General features: G+C 60.6%; 18 protein-coding genes. 11 read left to right on the top strand and 7 right to left on the bottom strand.

Annotated elements, in window-relative coordinates; genetic code table 11:
• Window positions 1–12: 12 nt before the first annotated feature.
• The gene (locus AABA48_RS10510) at window positions 13–2,202 is read right to left on the bottom strand and encodes a sensor histidine kinase (RefSeq protein ID WP_286350414.1); all 2,190 of its coding nucleotides are present in this window, start codon (window positions 2,200–2,202) and stop codon (window positions 13–15) included.
• 314 nt (window positions 2,203–2,516) lie between these two features.
• On the opposite strand from AABA48_RS10510, the gene AABA48_RS10505 reads away from it, so the two are divergent.
• From AABA48_RS10505 to AABA48_RS10455, 11 genes are all read left to right on the top strand, one after another.
• Window positions 2,517–2,795: a peptidylprolyl isomerase gene (locus tag AABA48_RS10505; RefSeq protein ID WP_066357818.1), complete on the top strand. Its 279-nt coding sequence runs from the start codon at window positions 2,517–2,519 to the stop codon at window positions 2,793–2,795.
• 33 nt (window positions 2,796–2,828) lie between these two features.
• A complete protein-coding gene (locus tag AABA48_RS10500) occupies window positions 2,829–3,251 on the top strand; it encodes an SseB family protein (RefSeq protein ID WP_286350413.1) in 423 nt (140 codons plus the stop codon).
• Window positions 3,252–3,363: 112 nt separating this feature from the next.
• Entirely contained in the window at window positions 3,364–4,272 is a 909-nt protein-coding gene (locus tag AABA48_RS10495) for a pirin family protein (RefSeq protein WP_286350412.1), read from the top strand.
• A gap of 145 nt (window positions 4,273–4,417) precedes the next feature.
• Complete coding sequence (locus AABA48_RS10490; protein ID WP_338270200.1) at window positions 4,418–4,612, top strand: GSU3473 family protein; 195 nt, start codon at window positions 4,418–4,420, stop codon at window positions 4,610–4,612.
• Between the two features lie 365 nt (window positions 4,613–4,977).
• Entirely contained in the window at window positions 4,978–5,334 is a 357-nt protein-coding gene (locus tag AABA48_RS10485) for a hypothetical protein (protein WP_235044967.1), read from the top strand.
• Window positions 5,335–5,460: 126 nt separating this feature from the next.
• Window positions 5,461–6,768, top strand: a complete 1,308-nt coding sequence (locus AABA48_RS10480; RefSeq protein ID WP_286350411.1) for a TolC family protein — start codon at window positions 5,461–5,463, stop codon at window positions 6,766–6,768.
• A complete protein-coding gene (locus AABA48_RS10475; RefSeq protein WP_286350410.1) occupies window positions 6,765–8,033 on the top strand; it encodes an efflux RND transporter periplasmic adaptor subunit in 1,269 nt (422 codons plus the stop codon). Before AABA48_RS10480 ends, AABA48_RS10475 begins: the two co-directional genes overlap by 4 nt.
• A gap of 33 nt (window positions 8,034–8,066) precedes the next feature.
• Window positions 8,067–11,171, top strand: coding sequence for an efflux RND transporter permease subunit (locus tag AABA48_RS10470; RefSeq protein ID WP_286350409.1), 3,105 nt, complete (start codon window positions 8,067–8,069; stop codon window positions 11,169–11,171).
• Window positions 11,172–11,222: 51 nt separating this feature from the next.
• On the top strand, window positions 11,223–11,564 hold the full coding sequence (locus tag AABA48_RS10465) for a P-II family nitrogen regulator (RefSeq protein WP_286350408.1): 342 nt from the start codon (window positions 11,223–11,225) through the stop codon (window positions 11,562–11,564).
• A 51-nt stretch (window positions 11,565–11,615) separates the two neighbouring features.
• On the top strand, window positions 11,616–12,209 hold the full coding sequence (locus AABA48_RS10460) for a hypothetical protein (RefSeq protein ID WP_286350407.1): 594 nt from the start codon (window positions 11,616–11,618) through the stop codon (window positions 12,207–12,209).
• A 189-nt stretch (window positions 12,210–12,398) separates the two neighbouring features.
• Complete coding sequence (locus AABA48_RS10455) at window positions 12,399–12,524, top strand: hypothetical protein (protein ID WP_338270195.1); 126 nt, start codon at window positions 12,399–12,401, stop codon at window positions 12,522–12,524.
• A gap of 411 nt (window positions 12,525–12,935) precedes the next feature.
• Here AABA48_RS10455 and rnk read toward each other — a convergent pair whose 3' ends face one another.
• The 6 genes from rnk to AABA48_RS10425 form a co-directional block, all read right to left on the bottom strand.
• Window positions 12,936–13,343 carry a nucleoside diphosphate kinase regulator gene (gene rnk, locus AABA48_RS10450; protein WP_286350404.1) on the bottom strand — a complete coding sequence of 136 codons (408 nt, stop codon included), beginning with the start codon at window positions 13,341–13,343 and terminating at the stop codon, window positions 12,936–12,938.
• A 63-nt stretch (window positions 13,344–13,406) separates the two neighbouring features.
• Entirely contained in the window at window positions 13,407–13,817 is a 411-nt protein-coding gene (locus AABA48_RS10445) for a response regulator (protein WP_286350403.1), read from the bottom strand.
• A gap of 427 nt (window positions 13,818–14,244) precedes the next feature.
• Window positions 14,245–14,550 carry a hypothetical protein gene (locus tag AABA48_RS10440; protein ID WP_286350402.1) on the bottom strand — a complete coding sequence of 102 codons (306 nt, stop codon included), beginning with the start codon at window positions 14,548–14,550 and terminating at the stop codon, window positions 14,245–14,247.
• A gap of 290 nt (window positions 14,551–14,840) precedes the next feature.
• Window positions 14,841–16,241, bottom strand: coding sequence for a sigma-54-dependent transcriptional regulator (locus AABA48_RS10435; protein ID WP_286350401.1), 1,401 nt, complete (start codon window positions 16,239–16,241; stop codon window positions 14,841–14,843).
• Window positions 16,242–16,247: 6 nt separating this feature from the next.
• Window positions 16,248–18,512, bottom strand: coding sequence for a hybrid sensor histidine kinase/response regulator (locus AABA48_RS10430; RefSeq protein ID WP_286350400.1), 2,265 nt, complete (start codon window positions 18,510–18,512; stop codon window positions 16,248–16,250).
• Between the two features lie 382 nt (window positions 18,513–18,894).
• Window positions 18,895–20,229 carry an FAD-dependent oxidoreductase gene (locus AABA48_RS10425; protein WP_286350399.1) on the bottom strand — a complete coding sequence of 445 codons (1,335 nt, stop codon included), beginning with the start codon at window positions 20,227–20,229 and terminating at the stop codon, window positions 18,895–18,897.
• Window positions 20,230–20,262 lie beyond the last annotated feature (33 nt).

Here is a 20,262-nt window from a genome sequence, read left to right as displayed (position 1 = left end):
GGAAACGGGGTGTCAGTCGAGGGAGAAATAGAAGGTGGCTCCCCGGCCGGGAGCCGACTCGGCGCGGATGGTGCCGCCGTGGCGATGGATGATCCGGGCGACCGTGGCGAGCCCGATGCCGTTTCCTTCGAACTCGGACGCCGGATGGAAGCGCTGGAAGGGGGCGAACAGCCGCTGGGCATCGCGTATATCGAACCCGGCGCCGTTGTCCTTTACGTAGTACATGTTTTTTCCCGAACAGTATTCGCAGCCGAATTCCACCTCAGCCCGTTCGTTTCGCGAGGTATACTTCCAGGCGTTGCCCAGGAGATTTTCCAGCACGGTCATGAGGAGTTCGGGATCGGCATTGGCCGGCGGCACATCCTTTACGCTCCAGTCCACCTGCCGCGCCGGCTCTGCCGCGGCCAGCTCGATGCAGACCTCCCGGGCCAGATCGGCCGGGCGAACCTCCTGGCGCCGCAGTTCGTCGCTGCCAACGCGGCTCAGTTCCAGCAACCCGTCGATCATGGACTGCATCCTGCCGGCTGCCGCGGCAACGCGTTCCATCAACTCGCGGTGCGCAGGCTCCATGCAGCCACCCCAATCTTCCAGCACCATGTCGACGATCCCGGAGATATGGCGGGCCGGGGCCTTCAGGTCGTGGGAGACAGTGTAGCTGAATGCCTCCAGCTCCCGGTTGGCGTTCTCCAGTGCGGCGGTACGATCCGCCACCCGCTGTTCCAGGTCGGAGTTCAACCGCAGGATTTCCTCTTCGGCACGCTTGCGCTCGGTGACATCCTCCACCACCATTATGAAGGAATCGTCGGGGCCACTCCTCCCCCGGACCGGCGAAAACGCGGTATTTGCCCAGACGGTCCGGCCCGTGCCATGGGTGAACCGGAGCTCACGCGTCAACGGCTCCCCCTCAGTGGCGGCGATGGTCGGCATGATCTCCCGGGCGGCGCTGCGGTCCTCCGGGTGCACCAGGGCAAGGCAATCGAGCCCGGCCAGATCGTCGTCATGGCGCCCGGCGATGTCGCAGAAGCGCCGGTTTGTCCTGATCAGCAGCCCCTCGCGGTCGATGATGGCCATGCCCACCGCCGCCTGCTCGAAAGCCCCCCGGAAACGGTCCTCGCTCTCCCTGAGACTCTCGGTTTGCCGGTCGATCTCCGCAAGCATAGTGTTGAAGGTTTCGGTGAGCCGGCTCAACTCGTCCTCGTTCGATACCGGCACCAGTCGTTCCTTGCCTTTTTTGCCGCTCAGTTCGTTGATGTGCCGCTCCAGCGCCAGAATGGGGCGGGTCAGGTACTGCATGGAGAGCGAGACCACTACCAGAACGCCGAGGATGGCGACCACGGTGCTGATGATGAACAGCCGGCGTACCACCTTCACGGGCTCGTAGGCCACTGCGAGCGGATAGCTCGCCGCCACGACCCAATCCTTGCTGCCGAGCTTCGTTACCGATGTCAGAAGGATGTCGCCGTATCGCCCCTTTGTTTCGCGGGTGCCCACGTAGCCCTCCCGGGCGGCGTCGACCAGGCGCGCAACTTCGGGAACCGCCTTGATCAGGGTGTGCTCCCGTTCCGCATGGATCAGCACCATATGGTTGCGGTCGATGATGCGGGTGAACCCCTTGTTGCCCACGGTGATCCGGCCGAACCGGCTCAGGGAGTTCTCCTCGCTCAGGTCTATTCCCCCCAGCAGGGCTCCCTTGAATGATCCGTTTTTTCCGAGGATCGGGCTGATAAAGACGATTTCCCTCAAGTTGGCGGTGCCGGTGCAGCAGGTGGTCAGCTCGGAGATGAGCGGCTTGCGGGTTGCCCTGGCTTTGTTGAAGAAGGCGTGACCGGAGAAGTTTTCCACCCGTCGGACTTCCTGGTTGGTCACTTCCGCCAGGAGGTTGCCGGCGGCATCAACGACGAAGAGGTGATTGTTGAACAGCGTGCGCAGGCCGGTCCGGCTTTCCAGAAACGCCTTGGCGCCCGAGGGGTCGGCCAGAGCTGCGGGCGGGACGACCCGTGCGCTTGCCGTCAGCAGCTCCAGCATGGAGCGGAGGGTGCTGTCGATGTCCGTGGCCACGTGGACGACGGTGGCGGTCTGCTGGGCGGCGATGGAGTCATGGAGGTGCCGCTCCAGGTAGCCCAGCGTGATCCGCGAGGTCACCACCATCAGGATGATCACGAGAATCGACACCAGAATAATGAGTTTAGTCCTGAGTTTCATGGCGGTGTCATTTTCGGTGGGACCGCACCGGTGCAGGGCCTTCGTCGTATCCCGTCTGTGCCCTGCCGGCTGGATTCCCGAAGATCCGGCTCAAAATTCATGTCGGCTTGTTGCCGCATTGTGTGTACCATTATAGTTAAGCGCCATATCTTCACAAGAATTAATAATTTTGCCTGGCCCGTTCGTCCGGTTGCAGAGGGTTTGCATCCAGTAGATCGGAGCGGAGAGAGCTTTCCGGTTGCCGAGGCCTCCCTTTCCCGATACCCTGTTCCCCAGAGATTTTCCTATCCGCCACTTAGCAAGGAGAACCGTTCATGCCCACAGCAACTGCCCGTCACATCCTCGTCGCTTCGGAAGCCGAGTGCCTGCAGCTCAAGGCCGAGATCGAGGCCGGCGCCGAATTCGCCGATGTCGCCCGCCGGCATTCCCTCTGCCCCTCACGCGCCCAGGGAGGCGATCTCGGGACCTTTACCCAGGGACAGATGGTAAAGGAATTCGACGATATCGTCTTCTCCGGCGAGATCAACAAGGTGCTCGGTCCGGTCCGGACCCAGTTCGGGTACCATCTCATCGAAATCACCAAGCGCTGGTAACCGAAACGGTGCCCTGAAAGGACAGACACACCCATGACCGAACTCGACAAAGCCTTGACCGTCCTGCGCCAGGACATGACCGATGCCAAGAGCCAGTCGGCCTTTTACGACCTGTTCCTCAACGCCACCTTCTATGTCCCGATTCTGGACGAAGCCGCGGAAGTGGATGACAACGCCGCTCAGAAGGGTGAGGTGCTGCCGCTCGTCATCGAAGCGGAGGGCAATGACTACCTGATGCTGTTCGACACGAAGGAGCGCCTGCAGGAATGGACGCAGGCCGATGCCCGCTACGTGGAAGTGCCGGGGTACGTGCTGGCCGCCACCACCATGCCGCCGCTGCACTGGGCGCTGAACGCCGGCACCGAGTACTCCAAGCAGTTTCTCCCCGACGAGATCGCATGGCTGAGGGATGTGGTCGAACGCTGCAACGCGGCGGCCGCGAAGCAGCAAGGGTGAGCAGTTCCTCCCCGCCTCCCGGCGGGGCCGTTGCCGTGATGCTGTCGGAAAACCCGGTATTCCGCGTCTGGAGGATGCCCGTTCTCGCGGGCCATCCGGAAAGGAGTCTGCCATGACCGCACGCCGCATCTCACGCGTTTTCAAAAGCCGGCCCACCGTGGAGGGGGCCGGCGTCCACCTCAAGCGCGCCTTCGGCTATTCGCAGGTGCCGCTGTTCGACCCTTTCCTCATGCTGGACGACTTCCACACCGCCAACCCTGCCGAGTACCTGCCGGGCTTCCCCTGGCATCCGCACCGGGGCATCGAAACCATTACCTATGTGCTCGAAGGACTGGTTGAGCACGGCGACAGCATGGGGAACAAAGGGGTCATCGGCGCGGGGGACGTGCAGTGGATGACCGCCGGCAGCGGCATCATCCACCAGGAGATGCCCCAGCCGAGCCCTACCGGCATGATGTGGGGATTCCAGTTCTGGGCGAACCTGCCGGCGGACCGCAAGATGATGGACCCCCGCTATCGCGACGTGAAGGCCGCCGACATCCCGGAAGTCGTTCTGGACCGGGGCATCCGGATCAAGATCGTCAGCGGCACAGTCAACGACGTTCAGGGACCGGTGCGCGACATCGTCATCGACCCGGAAATGCTCGACGTCAGCGTCCCGGCCGGTGAGGTGTTCACCCATCCGGTCAAGGAGGGGCATACGGCCGTGACCTATGTTCTCGATGGGGAGGGGTATTTCGACGACCGCCGCGATCCCTTTGCCTTTGAAATGACGGGCTCGGGCTGGATGGATGTGACGCGGCGCTGCGTCTGCGGCCCCGAAACGGTCATCCTCTACGGGCGCGACGGTGCTGCGGTGGCGGTGACTGCCGGCGACCGGCCGGTCCGCTTTCTCTTCATTTCAGGCAAACCCCTCAATGAGCCGGTGGCCTGGTACGGCCCCATTGTCATGAATACCAACGAAGAGCTGCGGACCGCCTTTGAGGAGTATGAAAAGGGGACATTCATCAAACACCGGTAGCCGCAGCAGGGCCGGGAACGGAGGTGTCCTGAAATTTTTATGCGACTGTAACGTGTATCCCCTTGACGTGTAATGGTTTTAGTTCTATATAGAGACTGAGCCGGTATGTAATGTTTATTTATTTTTTTCTGGGGGGTGATCAATCATGCTGATCCGTGTCCAGTATCCTGACGGCCGTTATGACTACGTGAAACACACGCGTCTCGACGATCTGATCGATTCCGTTCAGATTTCCCGGTTCCTCCGCTCCAGCGGCTGGGTCGTCATCGGTGAAGACCCCGTCCGCCGCAGAGGCAACAGGGCTCCATACGTCGGGACTGAGCGACGACTAGCCGCCTGACCGTCCAGCCCCGGGCGACCGTTCCTTCCCCCGCACGTCTCCTTCCTGCCTCTCATTGGCGGGCCTGCGTCTTCTTTTGTCCGTGATCCTCTCTGCCGTACCGTTCAGGGGTCATGTCCGTCTCCCGTTGACCCGCCTGCCGGCCCTTGGGGGTATCGGTTCCAGGGGAGGGGGCGACGCCACCGGCACGGCAGCGGTACTCCGTTATACCCTATCGATTTAAAGTTGTTTGATTTTGCTGATCTTTGGTTCGTTGCGATAAAATTGCGATTGATGGTCTAAAAATTGTCTATTGACATGCTCAACAACGCACGACTATGATGACTCAACTCATGAAAGCGTGGCCAGTGCGTATGCGATCCAGCGTGCTCAAAAAAATGATAGCCGTCATGCTCCTTGTGGCTCTGGTCGCCATTGCCGGCAATGGTCGTTGCTTTGCCCTGGACGCGGGCAATTCCCTCCAGCCATCCTACGGGAAAGCCGGAGAGACCGTGCTCAAGTCCTGCTGCGGGGAGGAGACTCCCTGTTGCCCCACTGACAACGATTCCGCTTCGGATCATTGCAGTACCTGTTTTTCCTGCCCCTGCAGCGCCCCCCTGAGCAGCCATGGAGCCCTGGTTTCCTATGCTCCCCTGATTGCCAGCATCTCTTTCCTCGAACATCGCAACGCACCACCCGACGTGTATCTCTCCATTTTCGTTCCACCCCAGATACTCGCCTAACCTGCTGAAGTAGCGGCCGCCAGGCCGTTAGGGATTGGTGCGTCCAGCGCCCGGATTCCCATTCTTCAGCACTCATTCGTTTTCCCCAACCAATCGGACATTGAATACCTGCAAGGAGGTACTGTCTTGGTACGAGCATCTCGTTTCGTGTCTGGAGCAGTCCATCTGTTCCTGACTGCTGTAATTCTCGCCCCACTGGGGGCTTCAGGCGAGGTTCGCACACTAACCCTGCCGCAGGCGGTTGAGTATGCCTTGGCACACAACGGCGAGCTGAAGGCTCTGCGCAACGAAAAGGACGTGGCGCGGGCAGGGCTGGAGCGCGCCGTGCTTCTGCCCAATCCTACCCTGGAGTTGTCGGCCGACTCCGGCGTCATGACCGGCAGTCCTGACGAAACCGCCCTTTCCATCGGCATTTCTCAGGAGTTCCTGACCGGCGGCAAGCGGGTCAAGCGCCGGGCCGTTGCCGAACGCGAGGCTGAGGCGGTTCATTTCCAGCTCGCCGACCGTGAGCGGCAGCTCTCCCTGGAGGTAAAGAGTTCTTTCTCCGAACTGATTCTGGCTCAGAAACGGCGGGAACTCGCCGGGCGTGCAGTGGAGCTGAACGGAAAGCTGCTGGAGATAACGCGGGAGCGTCTGGCAGCGGGCGATATTCCGGAACTGGAGGTTAGCCTTGCCCGGGTGGAGGTGGCCCGGAGCGAAGGGCGCAAAATCGAGGCGGAACGTGAGTTCGCTCCGCTGCTGGCCAGGCTGAGGACTCTGCTGGGGGTTCCGACGGGGGAGGAGATCGGTTTCGACGGCATTCCCGAGCAGCGGCCCCTGTCGATTCCCCTTGACGAACTCATTCGTCTGGCCCTGGAGAACCGGCCCGACCTGAAGGTATTCCAGGCCACCAGCGCACAGGGGGAAGCCGCCGTTGAGCTGGCCGAGGCGGAGCGCATCCCGAACGTGACGCTCGGCCTCGGCTTCACCCACGAGCGGAGCACGGACGCCACCGGCTCCGGCGATGAAAAGACCCGCGATAACCTGCTGGGGGTGACCCTGTCTATTCCGCTCCCCCTTTTCGACCGCAATCAGGCCGGCATCCGCGAAGCCCGGGCCGTCAGGCAGGGGGCCGACAACCGGCTGGAGTTCGCCCGTTCGAGCGTGCCCCGGGAGATCGAGGGCGATTACGCGCGGCTTGCGGCGGCCGAGAAGACCCTCATGCTCTACGCCGACGGCATTCTTCCCCAGCTTGAGGACAACCTGAAGCTCGTCCAGGAGGCGTACCGGCTGGGCGAAGTCGGAATCCTCGCGGTCATTGAAGAGCAGAAAAAGTATATCGAAGTCAACGACGATTACCTTGTCGCCCTCGCCGATCGGCAGGCGGCCCTGGCCCGGCTCGAAGCCTCTGTCGGGACCGATTTCCAGAACAGAACCAGCGGAGGTGCGCAGTGAACAGAAAACATGGAATCATCATCGGCCTTGTCCTGGCCATGGCCATCGGCGGCGGCATTGCGTATCGCTCTGCCCATGTACCCGAGGGAGCCGGCGAACATGCCGAATCGAAGGAATCCGGCCACGCCGAAGGCAAGGGTGGTCACGATGAAGGGAAGGAGCACGCGGGAGAGAAGGAAGGTCATGGGGGGCACGGGGAAGAAGGCGCCGTCTCCATGACTGTCGAGGCGCAGAAGCAGAATGGCGTGATCGTGGTCGCCGCCGCAGCACAGCGGCTTGCCGGCGTAATCAGTGCCACCGGCAAAGTGGAGGCCAATGCCGACCGCACCGCCCATGTCTCGCCTCGCATTTCCGGCAAGATCGTCAGCGTCCGGGCCTCCCTCGGCGACAGCGTCGCCGCCGGCCAGCCCCTTGTGACCCTGGACAGCGTCGAGCTGGGCGAAGCCCTGAACCGTTACCACCAGTCGAAGACGCGGCTGGCCCTGGCCCAGTCCAGCATGGACCGGATCAAGGCACTGGTGGAGAAGAAGATCGCGGCCCGCAAGGACATCCTCCAGGCGGAGACCGACTACAAAATGGCCCAGACCGAACTGCATACCGACGAGGAGCGCCTCGCCCTGTACGGCGTTTCGGCGTCGGACCTCACAAGCGCCGGCCACAGGAAGCCGCTTCTGCCGGTCCGCTCTCCCATCGGCGGCGTCATCACTGAAAAACATGCCATCGTCGGCGAGCTGGCCGATCCCTCCAAGAGCCTCTTTACCGTGGCCGACCTCTCGTCGGTCTGGGTGATGGTGGACATCAACGAAAAGGATCTGGCCAAGGTCCACCGGGGGCAATCCGCCATCGTCACCCTCGGCGCGTTTCCGGACGTGAAGCTGAAAGGGCGCATCACCTACATTGCCGATCTCGTCGACGTCGGCAGCCGCACCGTCAAGGCCCGGGTCGAGGTGCTCAACCCGGCGCGGAAGCTGAAGCCGGAGATGTTCGCCACGGTGGAGCTGACGCTGGCGGCCGACGCGCCGCCGGTCCTGGCGGTCCCCGAGGATGCCCTGCAGGATCTGGACGGGAAGAAAGTGGTTTTCGTGGCGGAGAAGGAATCCGAATTCGCGGCCCGTCCGGTGCAGACCGGCCGGGCGGCCGGTGGCCTGGTGGAGATCGTTTCCGGCCTGAAGGAGGGGGAACGCTATGCCGTCAAGGGTTCGTTCATTCTGAAGTCGGAGCTGAAAAAGGGCGAGATGACGGACGAGCACGGCCACGGCGAATGACCACCACCGACCATTACGTAAAGCGAGGTTCCGATGCTGGAGAAACTGATTGCCTATACGTTGCGCCAGAAGGGGATGGTCATCTTCCTGGCGTTGCTGATTATCGTCATTGGAGTGTATTCCTACGCGAAACTGCCCATCGACGCCTTCCCGGACGTGACCAACATCCAGGTTGAGGTCGTCAGCCATGCCGACGGCCTGTCGGCGATCGAGATCGAGCGGAACGTCACCTACCCGATCGAGATGGCCATGCGCGGCCTGCCCGACATCGAGCAGATGCGCTCGGTCACCAAGTTCGGCCTGTCGATCGTTACCATTGTCTTCAAGGATAACGTGGACATCTACTTTGCCCGGCAACTGGTGTTCGAGCGCCTGGCCGAGGCCCGGGAGAAGGTGCCGAAGGGGGTCGAAGTCGCCATGGGGCCCATCGGCACGGCCATGGGAGAGATCTATCAGTACACCCTGGAAGGGGAGATGCCCCGGGACCCTCGGCAGAAGATCGAGTACCTGACCAACCTGCGGACCATCCAGGAGTGGATCGTCACCCCGCAGCTCAAAAGTGTTGCCGGCGTCAACGAGATCAACTCTTTCGGCGGCTACTTCAAGCAGTACCAAGTTCTCGTATCGCCTGAAAAACTTCTGAAGTACGGCGTTACCGTGGATGATGTCTATACCGCCATCGGCAGCAACAACGAAAACGTCGGCGGCAACCTGCTGGAGCGGGGGACGGACCAGTACATCGTCCGCGGTGTCGGCCTGATCAAGGATACGAACGATATTGGAACTATCGTCCTGAAGTCCTCCGGTGGCACTCCCACCTATATCCGCGACGTGGCCGAAGTCAAGGTGGGCGAGGCGGTCCGCATGGGCGCGGCCATGAAGGACGGCAAGGACGAGTGCGTCGGCGGCATCGTCATGATGCTGCGGGGGGAAAACAGCCGCGACGTGGTGCGCCGGGTCGCGGATAAAGTGAAGGAGATCAACGAAAACAACGTGCTGCCGGAAGGGATCAAAATCGTCCCCTTCTACGACCGCAGCGACATCGTCAAGGCAAGCGTGGGGACGGTGAACAGGGCGCTCATCGAGGGATCGATCCTCGTTCTGATCGTCCTGTACCTGCTGCTTAACAGCGTCCGGGGGAGCATCGTGGTTCTGATCGCGCTGCCGCTCTCCCTGCTGGCCACCTTTATCGTGATGAGGCTCACGGGGATCAGCGCCAACCTCATGTCGCTGGGCGGCCTGGCCATCTCCATCGGAATGATCATCGACACCACGATCATTCAGGTGGAGAACGTCCAGCGCCACCTGAGCGAGGAAGGGGAGCACCATCCCAAGCTGCTGACGGTGCTGAAGGCCGTCATGGAGGTCCGCAAGCCGAGCATCTTCGGCGAACTGATCATTGCGCTCACCTTTATCCCGATCCTGTCCCTGGAGGGAATCGAAGGTAAGATGTTCGGGCCCTTGGCCATCACCGTGGCAATTGCGCTGCTGTCCTCCCTGTTCCTCTCCATTTTCATCATCCCGGTGCTCTGCAGCCTGTTCCTGAAACCGCAGCCGGAACAGGAGAGCTTCATCATGCGGCACGCCCACCGGCTCTACCTGCCGTTGCTCGACTACGCCATGGCCAAAAAGCGCGTGGTGCTGGGCGTTGCCGGCGTCCTCCTGGTGGCGTCGGTGCTTCTGGTCTCCCGGCTGGGCACCGAGTTCATTCCGACCATGGACGAAGGCGCGTTCGACATGGACGTTTCCATGCTCCCCGGCGTTTCCCTGGACAAGGCCATGGAGGTCAACCAGCGCGTCGCAGAGAAGCTGAAGCAGTTCCCCGAGTTGGGCACGGTGGTGTCGCGGACCGGCCAGACCGGGGTGGCCCTGGACACCAGGGGCTCGGACAAGACCGGCTACGTGGGGATCTTCAAGCCGAAGGACGAATGGCCGCGGGACATCTCGAAGGAGGAGCTGACCAACGAGATGCGCGAGTCCCTGGAATCGGTAGCCGGCATCACCTTCGGCTTCAGCCAGCCGATCCAGTGCCGCATCGACGAGCTGGTGGCCGGCACCCGGGCTCAGTTGATCCTGAAGCTCTTCGGCGACGATATCGACGTGCTCAGCGCTAAATCCCAGGAAATCGCCAAGGTGCTCTCCACCATCAGGGGAGGGACCGACCTGAATGCGGAGAAGATCTCCGGCCAGCCGTATCTCACCGTCGACATCGACCGGTCCAGGATCGCCCGGTACGGCCTGAACATCAGCGATGTGCAAAAGGTGATCGAGATCGCGGTTGCCGGCAAGGCGGCGTCGCAGCTCTACGAAGAGAACCGCAGCTTCGACATAACCGTGCGCCTGCCTGAGGAAAAGCGGAACTCCCTGGACGCGATCAAGAACCTGATCATCACCACGAAAACCGGCATCAACGTGCCCCTCGAACAACTGGCCGAGGTGAAGATGATCGAGGGCCCGGTGCAGATCAGCCGCCAGGACGGGGTGCGCCGCATCGGCATCGAAATGAACATCACCGGCCGGGATATCGGCGGTTTCGTGGCCGAGGCGAAACAGAAGATCAAAGAGCAGGTCAAGCTTCCCCCCGGTTACTACCTTACCTGGGGCGGACAGTTCGAGAACCAGCAGCGGGCCATGAAAAAGCTGATGATCATCGGGCCGGTGGCCATCGGCCTGATCCTGTTGTTGCTCTACGTGACCTTCCGGTCCATCCGCCTGGCGCTCCTGGTCATCTCCAACCTCCCGTTCGCCCTGATCGGCGGCGTGTTCTCGCTCTTCATCTCGGGCCAGTACCTGTCGGTGCCGGCATCCGTCGGCTTCGTGGTGCTCTTCGGCGTTGCGGTGCTGAACGGCCTGGTGCTGGTGTCGCGGATATCCCAATTGCGGGATGAGGGCCTTGAGCTGCAGGAGGCCATCCGGCGGGGGACCGCCGACCGCTTGCGGCCGGTGCTGATGACCGCATCCATCGCCATATTCAGCCTGATTCCCATGCTTCTGGCCAGCGGCACCGGGTCCGAAATCCAGAAGCCGCTGGCAACGGTTGTGGTCGGTGGCCTGGTAACGTCCACCCTGCTGACGCTGCTGGTCATCCCGTCGGTGTACAGCTGGTTTGAGAAGAGAAGCGTGGAAGAGGAGATGTAGCGCCAGCTGCAGCACAAACATCCCGCAACACATGTTGCCGAGGAGCATGCCATGAAAGAGATAAAAGCGATTATCCGGCCGGCCAAATTGCTGGAGGTAACCGAGGAGCTTCACGCCATTGACGGGCTACCCGGAGTGACCGTATCGGAAATCAAAGGCTTCGGCAAAAGCAGGGCCAAAAACGCACAAGACAAGATCGTGTATGAAATGGTTGAGCTCGTTCCCCGCATCCAACTGGAGGTTGTGGTTGATGAGGATATGGTCGAAGAAGTCGTCTCCGTGATCCGGAAACATGCTCATACCGGCACTGCCGGAGACGGAAAGATCTTCGTTTCCACGGTTGACGACATCATCAAGATCAGAACCAACGAACGGGGCAGAGATGCCATCTGACCGCTTCGGCGGGCAACGGATTACTGCGATGCGAACGATGAAAGGAAAATCATGAACAGGATCACCAGGATAGTGCTGACCGTTTTCACCCTTGCCCTGCTCAGCGGCTGTGCGAGGTCCGCGGATCTCATCCGGACCGCAGCCATGGCCGAGCGCCAGGACGTATTCGTCACGCAGGCAGAGGGACGTCCCCTGCCTCCGGGCTATGCTGAGCTCCGGATCGTCTCGTTGCTGAAGACACACAAGCCGGGGGTGTATTCCGCCGCCGACGCCCACGGTACCCCGGGCTACACGCTGTTGCTGAATATCGGCGGCCAGGCCCTGGAGCTGTCGGGCGATCCCCGTCCCGAACGCAAGGAGCCGGTCGGGACGCGTGACCCGGAAGCCGGAGACGGGATGAGGTATCAGTTCACCCGGACCCTGCACGTCAAGGCCGGCACCCACCGCACCGTGATGGCCATTCCTGCCGACGCCATCGCCGTTGAAAAAGAGATCACTTTCGCCGAGGGCAGCCGCAACACCCTGGTGCTGGAGCCGGTGTACGGGAAAATGCCCGTGCGGAGCCGGCCCTGGAATTACAACTCGACCGATTTCAAGGAGGGAATCCGGTCGCTGAGGGTTGTGTTCAACGGCAAGGAGAAGTAAGGGCGCCAGGGCCCGACAGATACATCAGTATGCAATGGGCGCACTCCTTTGCACTCTTCCTTCGGGAGTGCGCCGTTTTTTAACTCCTCCCGCCCGATTGTCGCGGCGGCGGAAATAACCGGAGAACACCACGTCGAGAGGTCGGGTGCAGGCAATGACGCCACCGTTCCCATCCAGACAAGCATCACCATGCTCGAAATAGAGATCGCCAAGGGGGAGGGCGCCTATACCAGGGCGGAACTGGACCGGCTGGAACGGAAGCGTGACGAGGCAAAGGGCATGCTGCACGTCCTGATGCTGGGGGGTAAGCGTTAGCCATCCGGGAGGCAACTGCCTTCTGCCGGTATCATCCACCTTTCGCCGGACTGCGGCGGGAACTGCAATACAAAAGCCCATGGGCGATGAGTCCATGGGCTTTATTGTCAGCGGGTCACTGGTGGCTGCGTTTCTGCACGGCAGTGGGCGCATGCCTCGTCAATCGGGCCCTCCTTTTGCAACAGTCCTTGTCACCAGGAAACAACGTTGTTGTTAAGCAGAATGACTCCTTCCGCGTTAGCGATCCAAATGGTACCGCAGCGGGTGCATTCAAGCAGGTTATCGGCATATCCGTCGGAGTGCATGACGATTTCGATTGTCGTGCGATCGTTGCAGATGGGGCATTTCATGGTGCATCATCTCCTTTTCGATAGTTATTTGTCCGATGAGCACTGATCTCCCGCCGATGCGTTACAAATCATGGCTCCCAGTCGCGCCGGGCTGATAGAGAATTTCCTCGATCCTGATTTTTTTGGCAAACGAACGGACGGAAAGGTCCAGGGTATCGCCGGCGCCAAAGCCGAGAATCGCGGTTCCGATGGGTGACAGGATGGAGATTTTCCCTTCCGAAATGTTTGCGTCGTTGGGAAAGACCAACGATATGGTCATTTCCTTGTCGGCACGGACATCGCGCAGCTTAACCCGCGAGTTCATGGTTACGACATTCGGCGGAACATCCTTGGGATCGACGATCATTGCCGATGCCAGTTCGTCTTCCAGTTTCTGGAGATCCTTGCGGTCGCGAAACGGTATTGTGTCGAGAATCTCTTCAAGTCTTGAGAGATCGTCTTCTGTTACGTAGATAGCTCGTGTTTCCATATCTTTCCTCCTCATGATGACGTGTATGTTCTGGTATTCAAACCGTGTGAGCGTGAAAAAGCCCTACATTCCTTTCGCGGACGTACTGTTCATGTCATTCCTCCTGTCCGATGCCCTGCGGGCTTCCCGCAACAGATATCCCACCAGGTTTGGGGATAAGGGCTTGTCGAAGATCCGTTCAATGCCCGCTTCGCTGATCTCGTGCCGCAGGGCGCGTGTCGGCAAGTCGGTGTACATGAAAACGGTGAGTCCGGGACTGACCCTGCGGGCTCGGCGGGCCAGCGTGATGGCATCCATGTCCGGCATCACCATGTCGGTGAGCATGATTTCAAAGGGCATCGCGTGCAGGGTGGCGAGAGCCTCTTCTCCGCTGCCGACACGATGGACTGTTGTGTTGTTTCTGTCGAAAAGCTCTTCCAGGAGAGTCAGGTCACAGTCGTTCTCCACGGCAAACAATATGTTTGAAGCATCCATTGCATTATTCCTCTCTCAAATGTCTCATTGTCGCTACCCGATCAGGTTCGGGCAGAAGATGTCATCGGTCATGCCCGGGCGGTGTCCTCCATGACAGAAGGTTCCGCTGCCGACACGCCGCCTCCGGCCGGTAACGTGGTCTTGATGTACATCGACTCCACCGGCGTTGTCGTGCTCGACACTCCCGACGGTATTGCATTGTTTACTGCACATACCGCAGGCCGGCGGTGCACTGGCCAGTCTCCACCCCTTGGATGACAATCGTGTACGCATTGCAGTATTCTCCGTCGTCAGTGCGCGAGGCCCCTGCAGGCCGTAAGCGGTCGACCCGTCGGGCAGGTTCCGGACCCGGACGGATCAATGGTGCGCACCCTGTCGTTCACTCCCATATCCCGGCCTCCTTGCCTTCTGCGTGTTCCCGCAGCCGCTACGGGAGCGATGTCTGCCTCCTTGATGGATTCCTGGGGCCGTTACCCGGACTCGCCATTCTGGCAAGCACGGCAACCACCTCCGCCGGGTTCTGGTCCAGGTACGTCATGAATCTCGGTTCCAGGCAGTGCCCCCGGGAGACCGTCTCGGCCCGTCTGTCGGGGAGAACCAGGACGGTCTTTGTGTCCCGGAAGGTGGTTCGCATGGTAAGCAGGCGTTCCAGTTCATCCCTGTCACGAACTACCAGAACGGTGATCGCGGGTTGCTCCAGTATCCGGCGGAACCGTTCAGCGAGCGCCGTCATTGATCGATACACCTCAAGGCCGGGAATAACCCCCGAAACCGTTCTTTGAATGTCCTCGCCAACTCTTTCGGGGGCGTAGAAAAGCACATCCATAGGCAATAACCTCGCTCCGTGTCTGAGTATTCAATGATGCTAAAGCACGGCCTGTGCCAGAAAAGCGCGATGTTGGTTATCCAATAATATTAGCTAGATATGCTGATGGGTGCGCCGGGGGAGGCAGAGAATTTTCCTGTCGGGCGGGAATGGTTCCAGCCGTACAGGAATGATCCGTACGACTGGAACCGGAGGGTCTATGCCGGTTTAATCCCGTGCTTACTGAGAAGGGCATACAAACGGGAGAGTGAAAGCCCGGCAATACGGCACGCTTCCTTGAGATCATTGTCGGTGAGGGAGAGCACGTCGCGCAGGTATTGTTTTTCGGCCTGGGCGAATACTGTTTCGCGAAAGTCCTGGAGTCGGGGCAGCGATTGGGTGATCCGCTGGGGCGCTGCGCCGGACTCTGGCTGCTCCACTGCTGCCCGCGCGATCTGTATGCGGATGTCGAGGGGCAGGTGCTGGGGGAAGAGGGTCGGTTCCAGGCGCGCTGATGCGAGCGCCCGCTCCAGCGTATTGACCAGTTCACGCACGTTGCCGGGCCACGAGTGCTGGGTCAGGGTGTCCAGGAATTCCGGCGCAAACCCTTTCGGCGCCAATCCATAGCGTTCGCAGAGCCTGTCCACATGGTGACGCGCCAACTCCTTGATGTCCTCCGGGCGCTCCCGGAGTGGCGGAAGCTCGATGGCGAACGCACGGAGCCGGAACAGCAGGTCGTCACGGAAACCGCCATCGCGCACCATCTGGTCGAGATCCCGGTTGGTCGCGGAGATGAGACGGAAATCGCTCACCTGTTCACGCTGACTGCCAAGGGGACGGAACCGGCGCTCCTGGAGGACCCGCAGGAACGCCTTCTGGACCGAAAGGGGCAGCTCGCCGACCTCGTCCAGAAAGAGCGAACCACCGTGCGCCTGCTGGATGAGCCCTTCCCGGGCCTTTTCCGCGCCCGTAAAAGTCCCTTTTTCGTGACCGAACAAGAGGCTTTCCACCAGGGTTTCCGGCAGTGCGGCACAGTCAACCACCACGAAGTTGCCCTCGGCCCGGCGGCTGTTGCTGTGGATGGCCCGGGCAAAGAGTTCCTTTCCCGTGCCGGTTTCTCCGGTAATCATCACAGAGGTGTCGCCGGCGGCGGCCTGGGCCACCAGGTCCAGGCAGTCCCTGATCTTGTGGCTGTCGCCGACGATATCGTGACGCTTGAGGGCGGTGACGCTCGTACCGCGGCTGGCAATTTTCTCCTGCCGGTATTGGAGTGCGCGTACGAGATGCAGGGTCATCGCCTTGAGCGATGTCCCCTTTTCTATGTAGTCCCAGGCTCCGCTCCTGATGGCCAGTTCGGCTGAGTCCGGGTTGCCGTAGCCGGTGATGATGATCACCTCCGGCTCGGCCGGAGTCCGCTGGATATCCGGCAGAATGTCGAGACCGTTCCCATCCGGCATGCTCACGTCGAGCAGGACCACGTCAAATGCTCCTGTCGAGGCTTTTTCAAGACCTTCCCTAAGGGTCGGGGCGCTGTCCACCTGGTGCCCCATCCGTTTTACCATGTGCCACAGGGAAGAGCGCATGGAGTCGTCATCGTCGATAATAAGGATTGCAGCCATGGTTTCTTATACTCTCCTGTCCAATATCCGTCGAACAGCCCGGGCCATTTCGTCTCTATCAACCGGCTTCCGCAGGACGTCGGCAATGCCTGCCGAACGGGCTTCCTCAAGGATCGTTCGTTCATCCTGGTCGATGAACCCGGAGCAAAGCAGAACCGGCACATCCGGCCGAAGGCGGCGCAGTTCCCGGGTCAGCTCCGTTCCGGTCAGCAGGGGCATGGTCTGATCGGTGATAATCAGGTCGAACAGCCCGGGTTGACCGGTGAACAGCTTCAGCGCCTCGACACTGCCCGTGGTGGCAACCACGTCGTAGCCGAGCCGCCGTAACATCTCGCCGGTGGTGGAAACCAAGTCTTCTTCGTCATCCACATAGAGAATCCTCTCGTTTCCCCCGGCGGGTGCACCGTCCGGCGCGGCCTCCGGCTGTTCCTCGATCTGTTCCGCCCGCGGAATCAGGACCCGCACGGTCGTTCCGCTGCCGGGCTCGCTCTCCACCACGATTCCCCCGCCATGGTCCTTTACGATGCCATAGACAACGGGCAGCCCCAGTCCCGTTCCCCGTCCCTGCTCCTTCGTGGTGAAAAACGGATCGAAGATACGATCCAGAACTTCGCTTCCCATGCCGTGTCCCGTATCTTTGACCGAAAGTTCCACATAGGGGCCGGCATGCAGGTCGGGATGAGTGCCGGTTATCTCTTCATGGAGCGTGACCGCGGTCAGGGTGACTTCGAGCATCCCCACCTTGCCGTGCATCGCATGGGCCGCATTAGTGCAAAGGTTCACGATGACCTGATGGATCTGGGTCGGGTCGATCGAAGCCATTGCATCTTCGCAGTGGATGGCGGAACGAATATCGATGGTGGTCGGCAGGGAAGCCCGCAGCAATTTCAGGCATTCCTTCACGATCGGGGCTATTCGCACCGTTTGCCGTTTTTGCTCGCCTTGCCTGCTGAATGCGAGAATCTGCGTTACCAGGTTCCTGCCGCGTTCGGCCGCATTGAGCACTATTTCAAGCAGTTCCGGGTTGCTTGCCCCCTCTTTTGCGTCATCAAGAGCCAACTCGGTACTGATAATTATGGCCCCCAGAATATTGTTGAAATCATGGGCGATCCCTCCGGCCAGTGTCCCCACTGCCTCCATTTTCTGTGCGTGGCGCAATTGGCTTTCCAGTTGCATCTCCGGCGTCACGTCACGGACAATGGCAACATAGCTTGCAACGGTGCCGGACGTCTCCCTTACCGGGGAAAGAATTACCTCGACATCCACATTGCTGCCGTCGTCCCGCACGATGACATATCTTCCGGTTCGCGTCCTCGCCTGAGCGACAACGTCGGTCAGTGCCTGAATGAATGGAGATCCGAAGAGCGATTTGCCGTAGTTGTGAATGCGCTTATTGATGATATCGTCATGATCTGCCCCGCTGATTCGTTCAAATGCCTGATTGACGTAGCGTATCAGCCCGTCGGGAGCAAAAAGGACAACACCCTGCATGAACTGGTCAAGAACCGCGGCGAGCACCGCATGCTGTTTTTCAAGCTGGCATTTTTCGGCCTGGACCCGGAGCGTGGCAATGCCATGTGCGAGGTTGCCGGCCAGCTTCCGCAAGAGGTCGACCTCTTCCGGGGCAAAGGCGTCGGCACCGTCGGCGTATATGACGAGGGCGCCGAAGGTCCCTTCGTCGTCGGACAGCGGCAGCGATAGCACGGAAGAGGTGATGCGCCTGAAGAGTTCGCCGGCACCCAGTCTGGCATTGATGTTCCGCACGACATGAACGCCGGCAGCGAGCGCTTCCCGTGCCACCCCCTGTCCCATGTCCGAGTCGAGTTGAAACTTCACATCCGCAACCGTACTTTCCCAGCACGCCACCGGCCGCACCGATGCCACTCCATCGGTCTCCGCAAACCAGGTCCATGCCTGACGATACCCTCCGTGTTCCACCGCAATCCGGCACACATCCTTGATGAACCCCTGCTCGTCGGCGGCACGCAGGAGAGCCTGATCACACTCGCTGAGGGTGGCAAGCGCACGGTTGGTCCTGCGCAATGACTCCTGCGAGCGAATAATGGTTGCTTCTCTCCGGCGGATCAGCAGAAACAGCAGAGCCGCCGATACTCCGATCAGAAACACCCCGTTCAGTACGGTCAGCCACGCCGCCAAAGGCTGGTCCTTGCATAGGGTGCCGATCAGAGCATTCGTCACAAACATCCACACGCCACCGGCCAGAGCATAAACGAAGGCGATCGGCAGTGGCGCAAGCCGTGTTTTGAACATAGGAGGTACTATCCTTGACATGGATTTGTTTTTCCGGGCCTCTCGCGCTTGTCACGCAGGATGCATGATGATTGCAGTGCCGACTGACGGCAGGTGTTCCGCTACCCCGTGCCGAAGACCCTTCCCGGCCGGTTTCTCTGCAAGCATCACATTAGTGAAGTCAGCACGTTCATCGTTCCGGTGAACCTCGCACTCTCCTGACCGGCTCCGTTTAAGACCAGCACGGTTGCATGGCACATACCAAGTCTGACTTTGTCGTAACCAATTGATATTTAGCGATAGTGCATATCGCTACGGCGTGTCTGCCCGAAATTGTGTTCCTGTCACCAAGGGAGCCTCCTGCGTGGCAGGAAAATTCTTGCCACGCAGGACAGGCATCAGGTCACACGGCCTTGACCGCCTGGTTTGCCGCAATGAGCAGAGGATCCCACACCGGTGCGTAGGGAGGCGCATAGCTCAGGTCGAGCTCTGCCAGCTCGAAAACGGTCATCTGCTTGTACACGGCGGCGGCAAGGACGTCGAGCCGTTTCGCCACCACGTCCTGTCCCACCATCTGGCCGCCGAGGAGCAGGCCGGTTCCCCTCTCGAACAGAAGCACGGTCCGCATGGTGCCTCCGCCGGGGAATGATCCCCTCGTCGGTGTGTCCACGTGGATTTTCCTGAACTCCTTACCCATCTCCCCAAGCTGTCGTTCGTTGAGGCCGGTTGTGGCAACCGTCAGGTCGAAAAATTTGAATGCCGCGGTCTGATCGATGCCGTGAAACATGGTCATGGCATCGTGGTGAGCGATGTTGTTGCCCGCAAGACGCCCCTGTTTATTGGCCACGGGGCCGAGCGGCATGTAGCTGTTCCTCCCCAGTTGGCGGACATAGTGCTCTGCGCAGTCTCCGGCGGCAAAGACGCCGGGGAGGCTCGTGCGCAGGAAGCGGTCTACCTTGACGGCCCCGGCAGCCCCGAGCTCGCCCCCGGCCGCGGCGAAGAGGCCGGTGTTCGGCTTCACGCCGATGGCAACGACCACGAGGCCGGCGTCGAAATCGCCGGCCGTGGTTCGCACCGTGGCGCCTTCCTTCCCCTGGACGTCCACGCCGGCGTGGAATTCGATCCCTTTTTCAGCAATCTTCTCCATCACCTTATCCCGGATCTCCGCTGCAAAGGCGGGGAGGATCGCCGGAGCCTTTTCCACGATAACCGGCCGGATCCTCATGTTGTAGAGGACGTCGGCCATCTCCAGATTGGTATACCCGGCCCCCACCAGAATCGCACAGGCTGGTGCCTGGTCATGGATCAGACGTTTGACCCGCCTCGTGTCGTCCAGGGTCTTGAAGTAGCAGACCGCCGGATCATCGAATCCGGGCAAGGGAAGGGGGGCGGGCCGGTTGCCCGTGGCATAGACCAGGAAGTCATAGCGTTCGCGGTACTCCCGGTTCTGCTCATGGTCGACAACCGTAACCTCCTGCCGCCGGGGGTCGATGGCGACAGCTTCATGGCGGAGCCGGTAGTCGATGCCACGTCCGTTCCGGATCGTGTCGAGGCTCAGGGCATAGAGCGCTTCCACCGGCGTATCCTTGAAGAAGAGGTTATAGGGCATGCCGCACGCGGCGTAGGAAGGATCGCCCGACTTTTCCAGGACAATTACCTCTGCATCCCGATCCGTGCGCCTGATCTGGCTTGCGGCGGACAGCCCGCCGGCTACTCCGCCAATAATTACCGTTTTCATCTGATCGCCTCCACGGGGTTGAACTGATTTGTC

It is taken from the genome of Geobacter sp. 60473, from assembly GCF_036323535.1.
Lineage (GTDB): Bacteria > Desulfobacterota > Desulfuromonadia > Geobacterales > Geobacteraceae > Geobacter > Geobacter sulfurreducens.
The sequence above is the reverse complement of the archived record's forward strand: the minus strand, read 5'-3'. Positions and strand labels throughout refer to the sequence as shown.

What these genes read in the sequence shown, in the direction of transcription:
- AABA48_RS10510 (WP_286350414.1), bottom strand. Translation starts at nt 2,202, where the DNA reads ATGAAACTCAGGACTAAACTCATTATTCTGGTGTCGATTCTCGTGATC.
- AABA48_RS10505 (WP_066357818.1), top strand. Translation starts at nt 2,517, where the DNA reads ATGCCCACAGCAACTGCCCGTCACATCCTCGTCGCTTCGGAAGCCGAG.
- AABA48_RS10500 (WP_286350413.1), top strand. Translation starts at nt 2,829, where the DNA reads ATGACCGAACTCGACAAAGCCTTGACCGTCCTGCGCCAGGACATGACC.
- AABA48_RS10495 (WP_286350412.1), top strand. Translation starts at nt 3,364, where the DNA reads ATGACCGCACGCCGCATCTCACGCGTTTTCAAAAGCCGGCCCACCGTG.
- AABA48_RS10490 (WP_338270200.1), top strand. Translation starts at nt 4,418, where the DNA reads ATGCTGATCCGTGTCCAGTATCCTGACGGCCGTTATGACTACGTGAAA.
- AABA48_RS10470 (WP_286350409.1), top strand. Translation starts at nt 8,067, where the DNA reads ATGCTGGAGAAACTGATTGCCTATACGTTGCGCCAGAAGGGGATGGTC.
- AABA48_RS10465 (WP_286350408.1), top strand. Translation starts at nt 11,223, where the DNA reads ATGAAAGAGATAAAAGCGATTATCCGGCCGGCCAAATTGCTGGAGGTA.
- AABA48_RS10460 (WP_286350407.1), top strand. Translation starts at nt 11,616, where the DNA reads ATGAACAGGATCACCAGGATAGTGCTGACCGTTTTCACCCTTGCCCTG.
- AABA48_RS10455 (WP_338270195.1), top strand. Translation starts at nt 12,399, where the DNA reads ATGCTCGAAATAGAGATCGCCAAGGGGGAGGGCGCCTATACCAGGGCG.
- rnk (WP_286350404.1), bottom strand. Translation starts at nt 13,343, where the DNA reads ATGGAAACACGAGCTATCTACGTAACAGAAGACGATCTCTCAAGACTT.
- AABA48_RS10445 (WP_286350403.1), bottom strand. Translation starts at nt 13,817, where the DNA reads ATGGATGCTTCAAACATATTGTTTGCCGTGGAGAACGACTGTGACCTG.
- AABA48_RS10440 (WP_286350402.1), bottom strand. Translation starts at nt 14,550, where the DNA reads ATGACGGCGCTCGCTGAACGGTTCCGCCGGATACTGGAGCAACCCGCG.
- AABA48_RS10435 (WP_286350401.1), bottom strand. Translation starts at nt 16,241, where the DNA reads ATGGCTGCAATCCTTATTATCGACGATGACGACTCCATGCGCTCTTCC.
- AABA48_RS10430 (WP_286350400.1), bottom strand. Translation starts at nt 18,512, where the DNA reads ATGTTCAAAACACGGCTTGCGCCACTGCCGATCGCCTTCGTTTATGCT.
- AABA48_RS10425 (WP_286350399.1), bottom strand. Translation starts at nt 20,229, where the DNA reads ATGAAAACGGTAATTATTGGCGGAGTAGCCGGCGGGCTGTCCGCCGCA.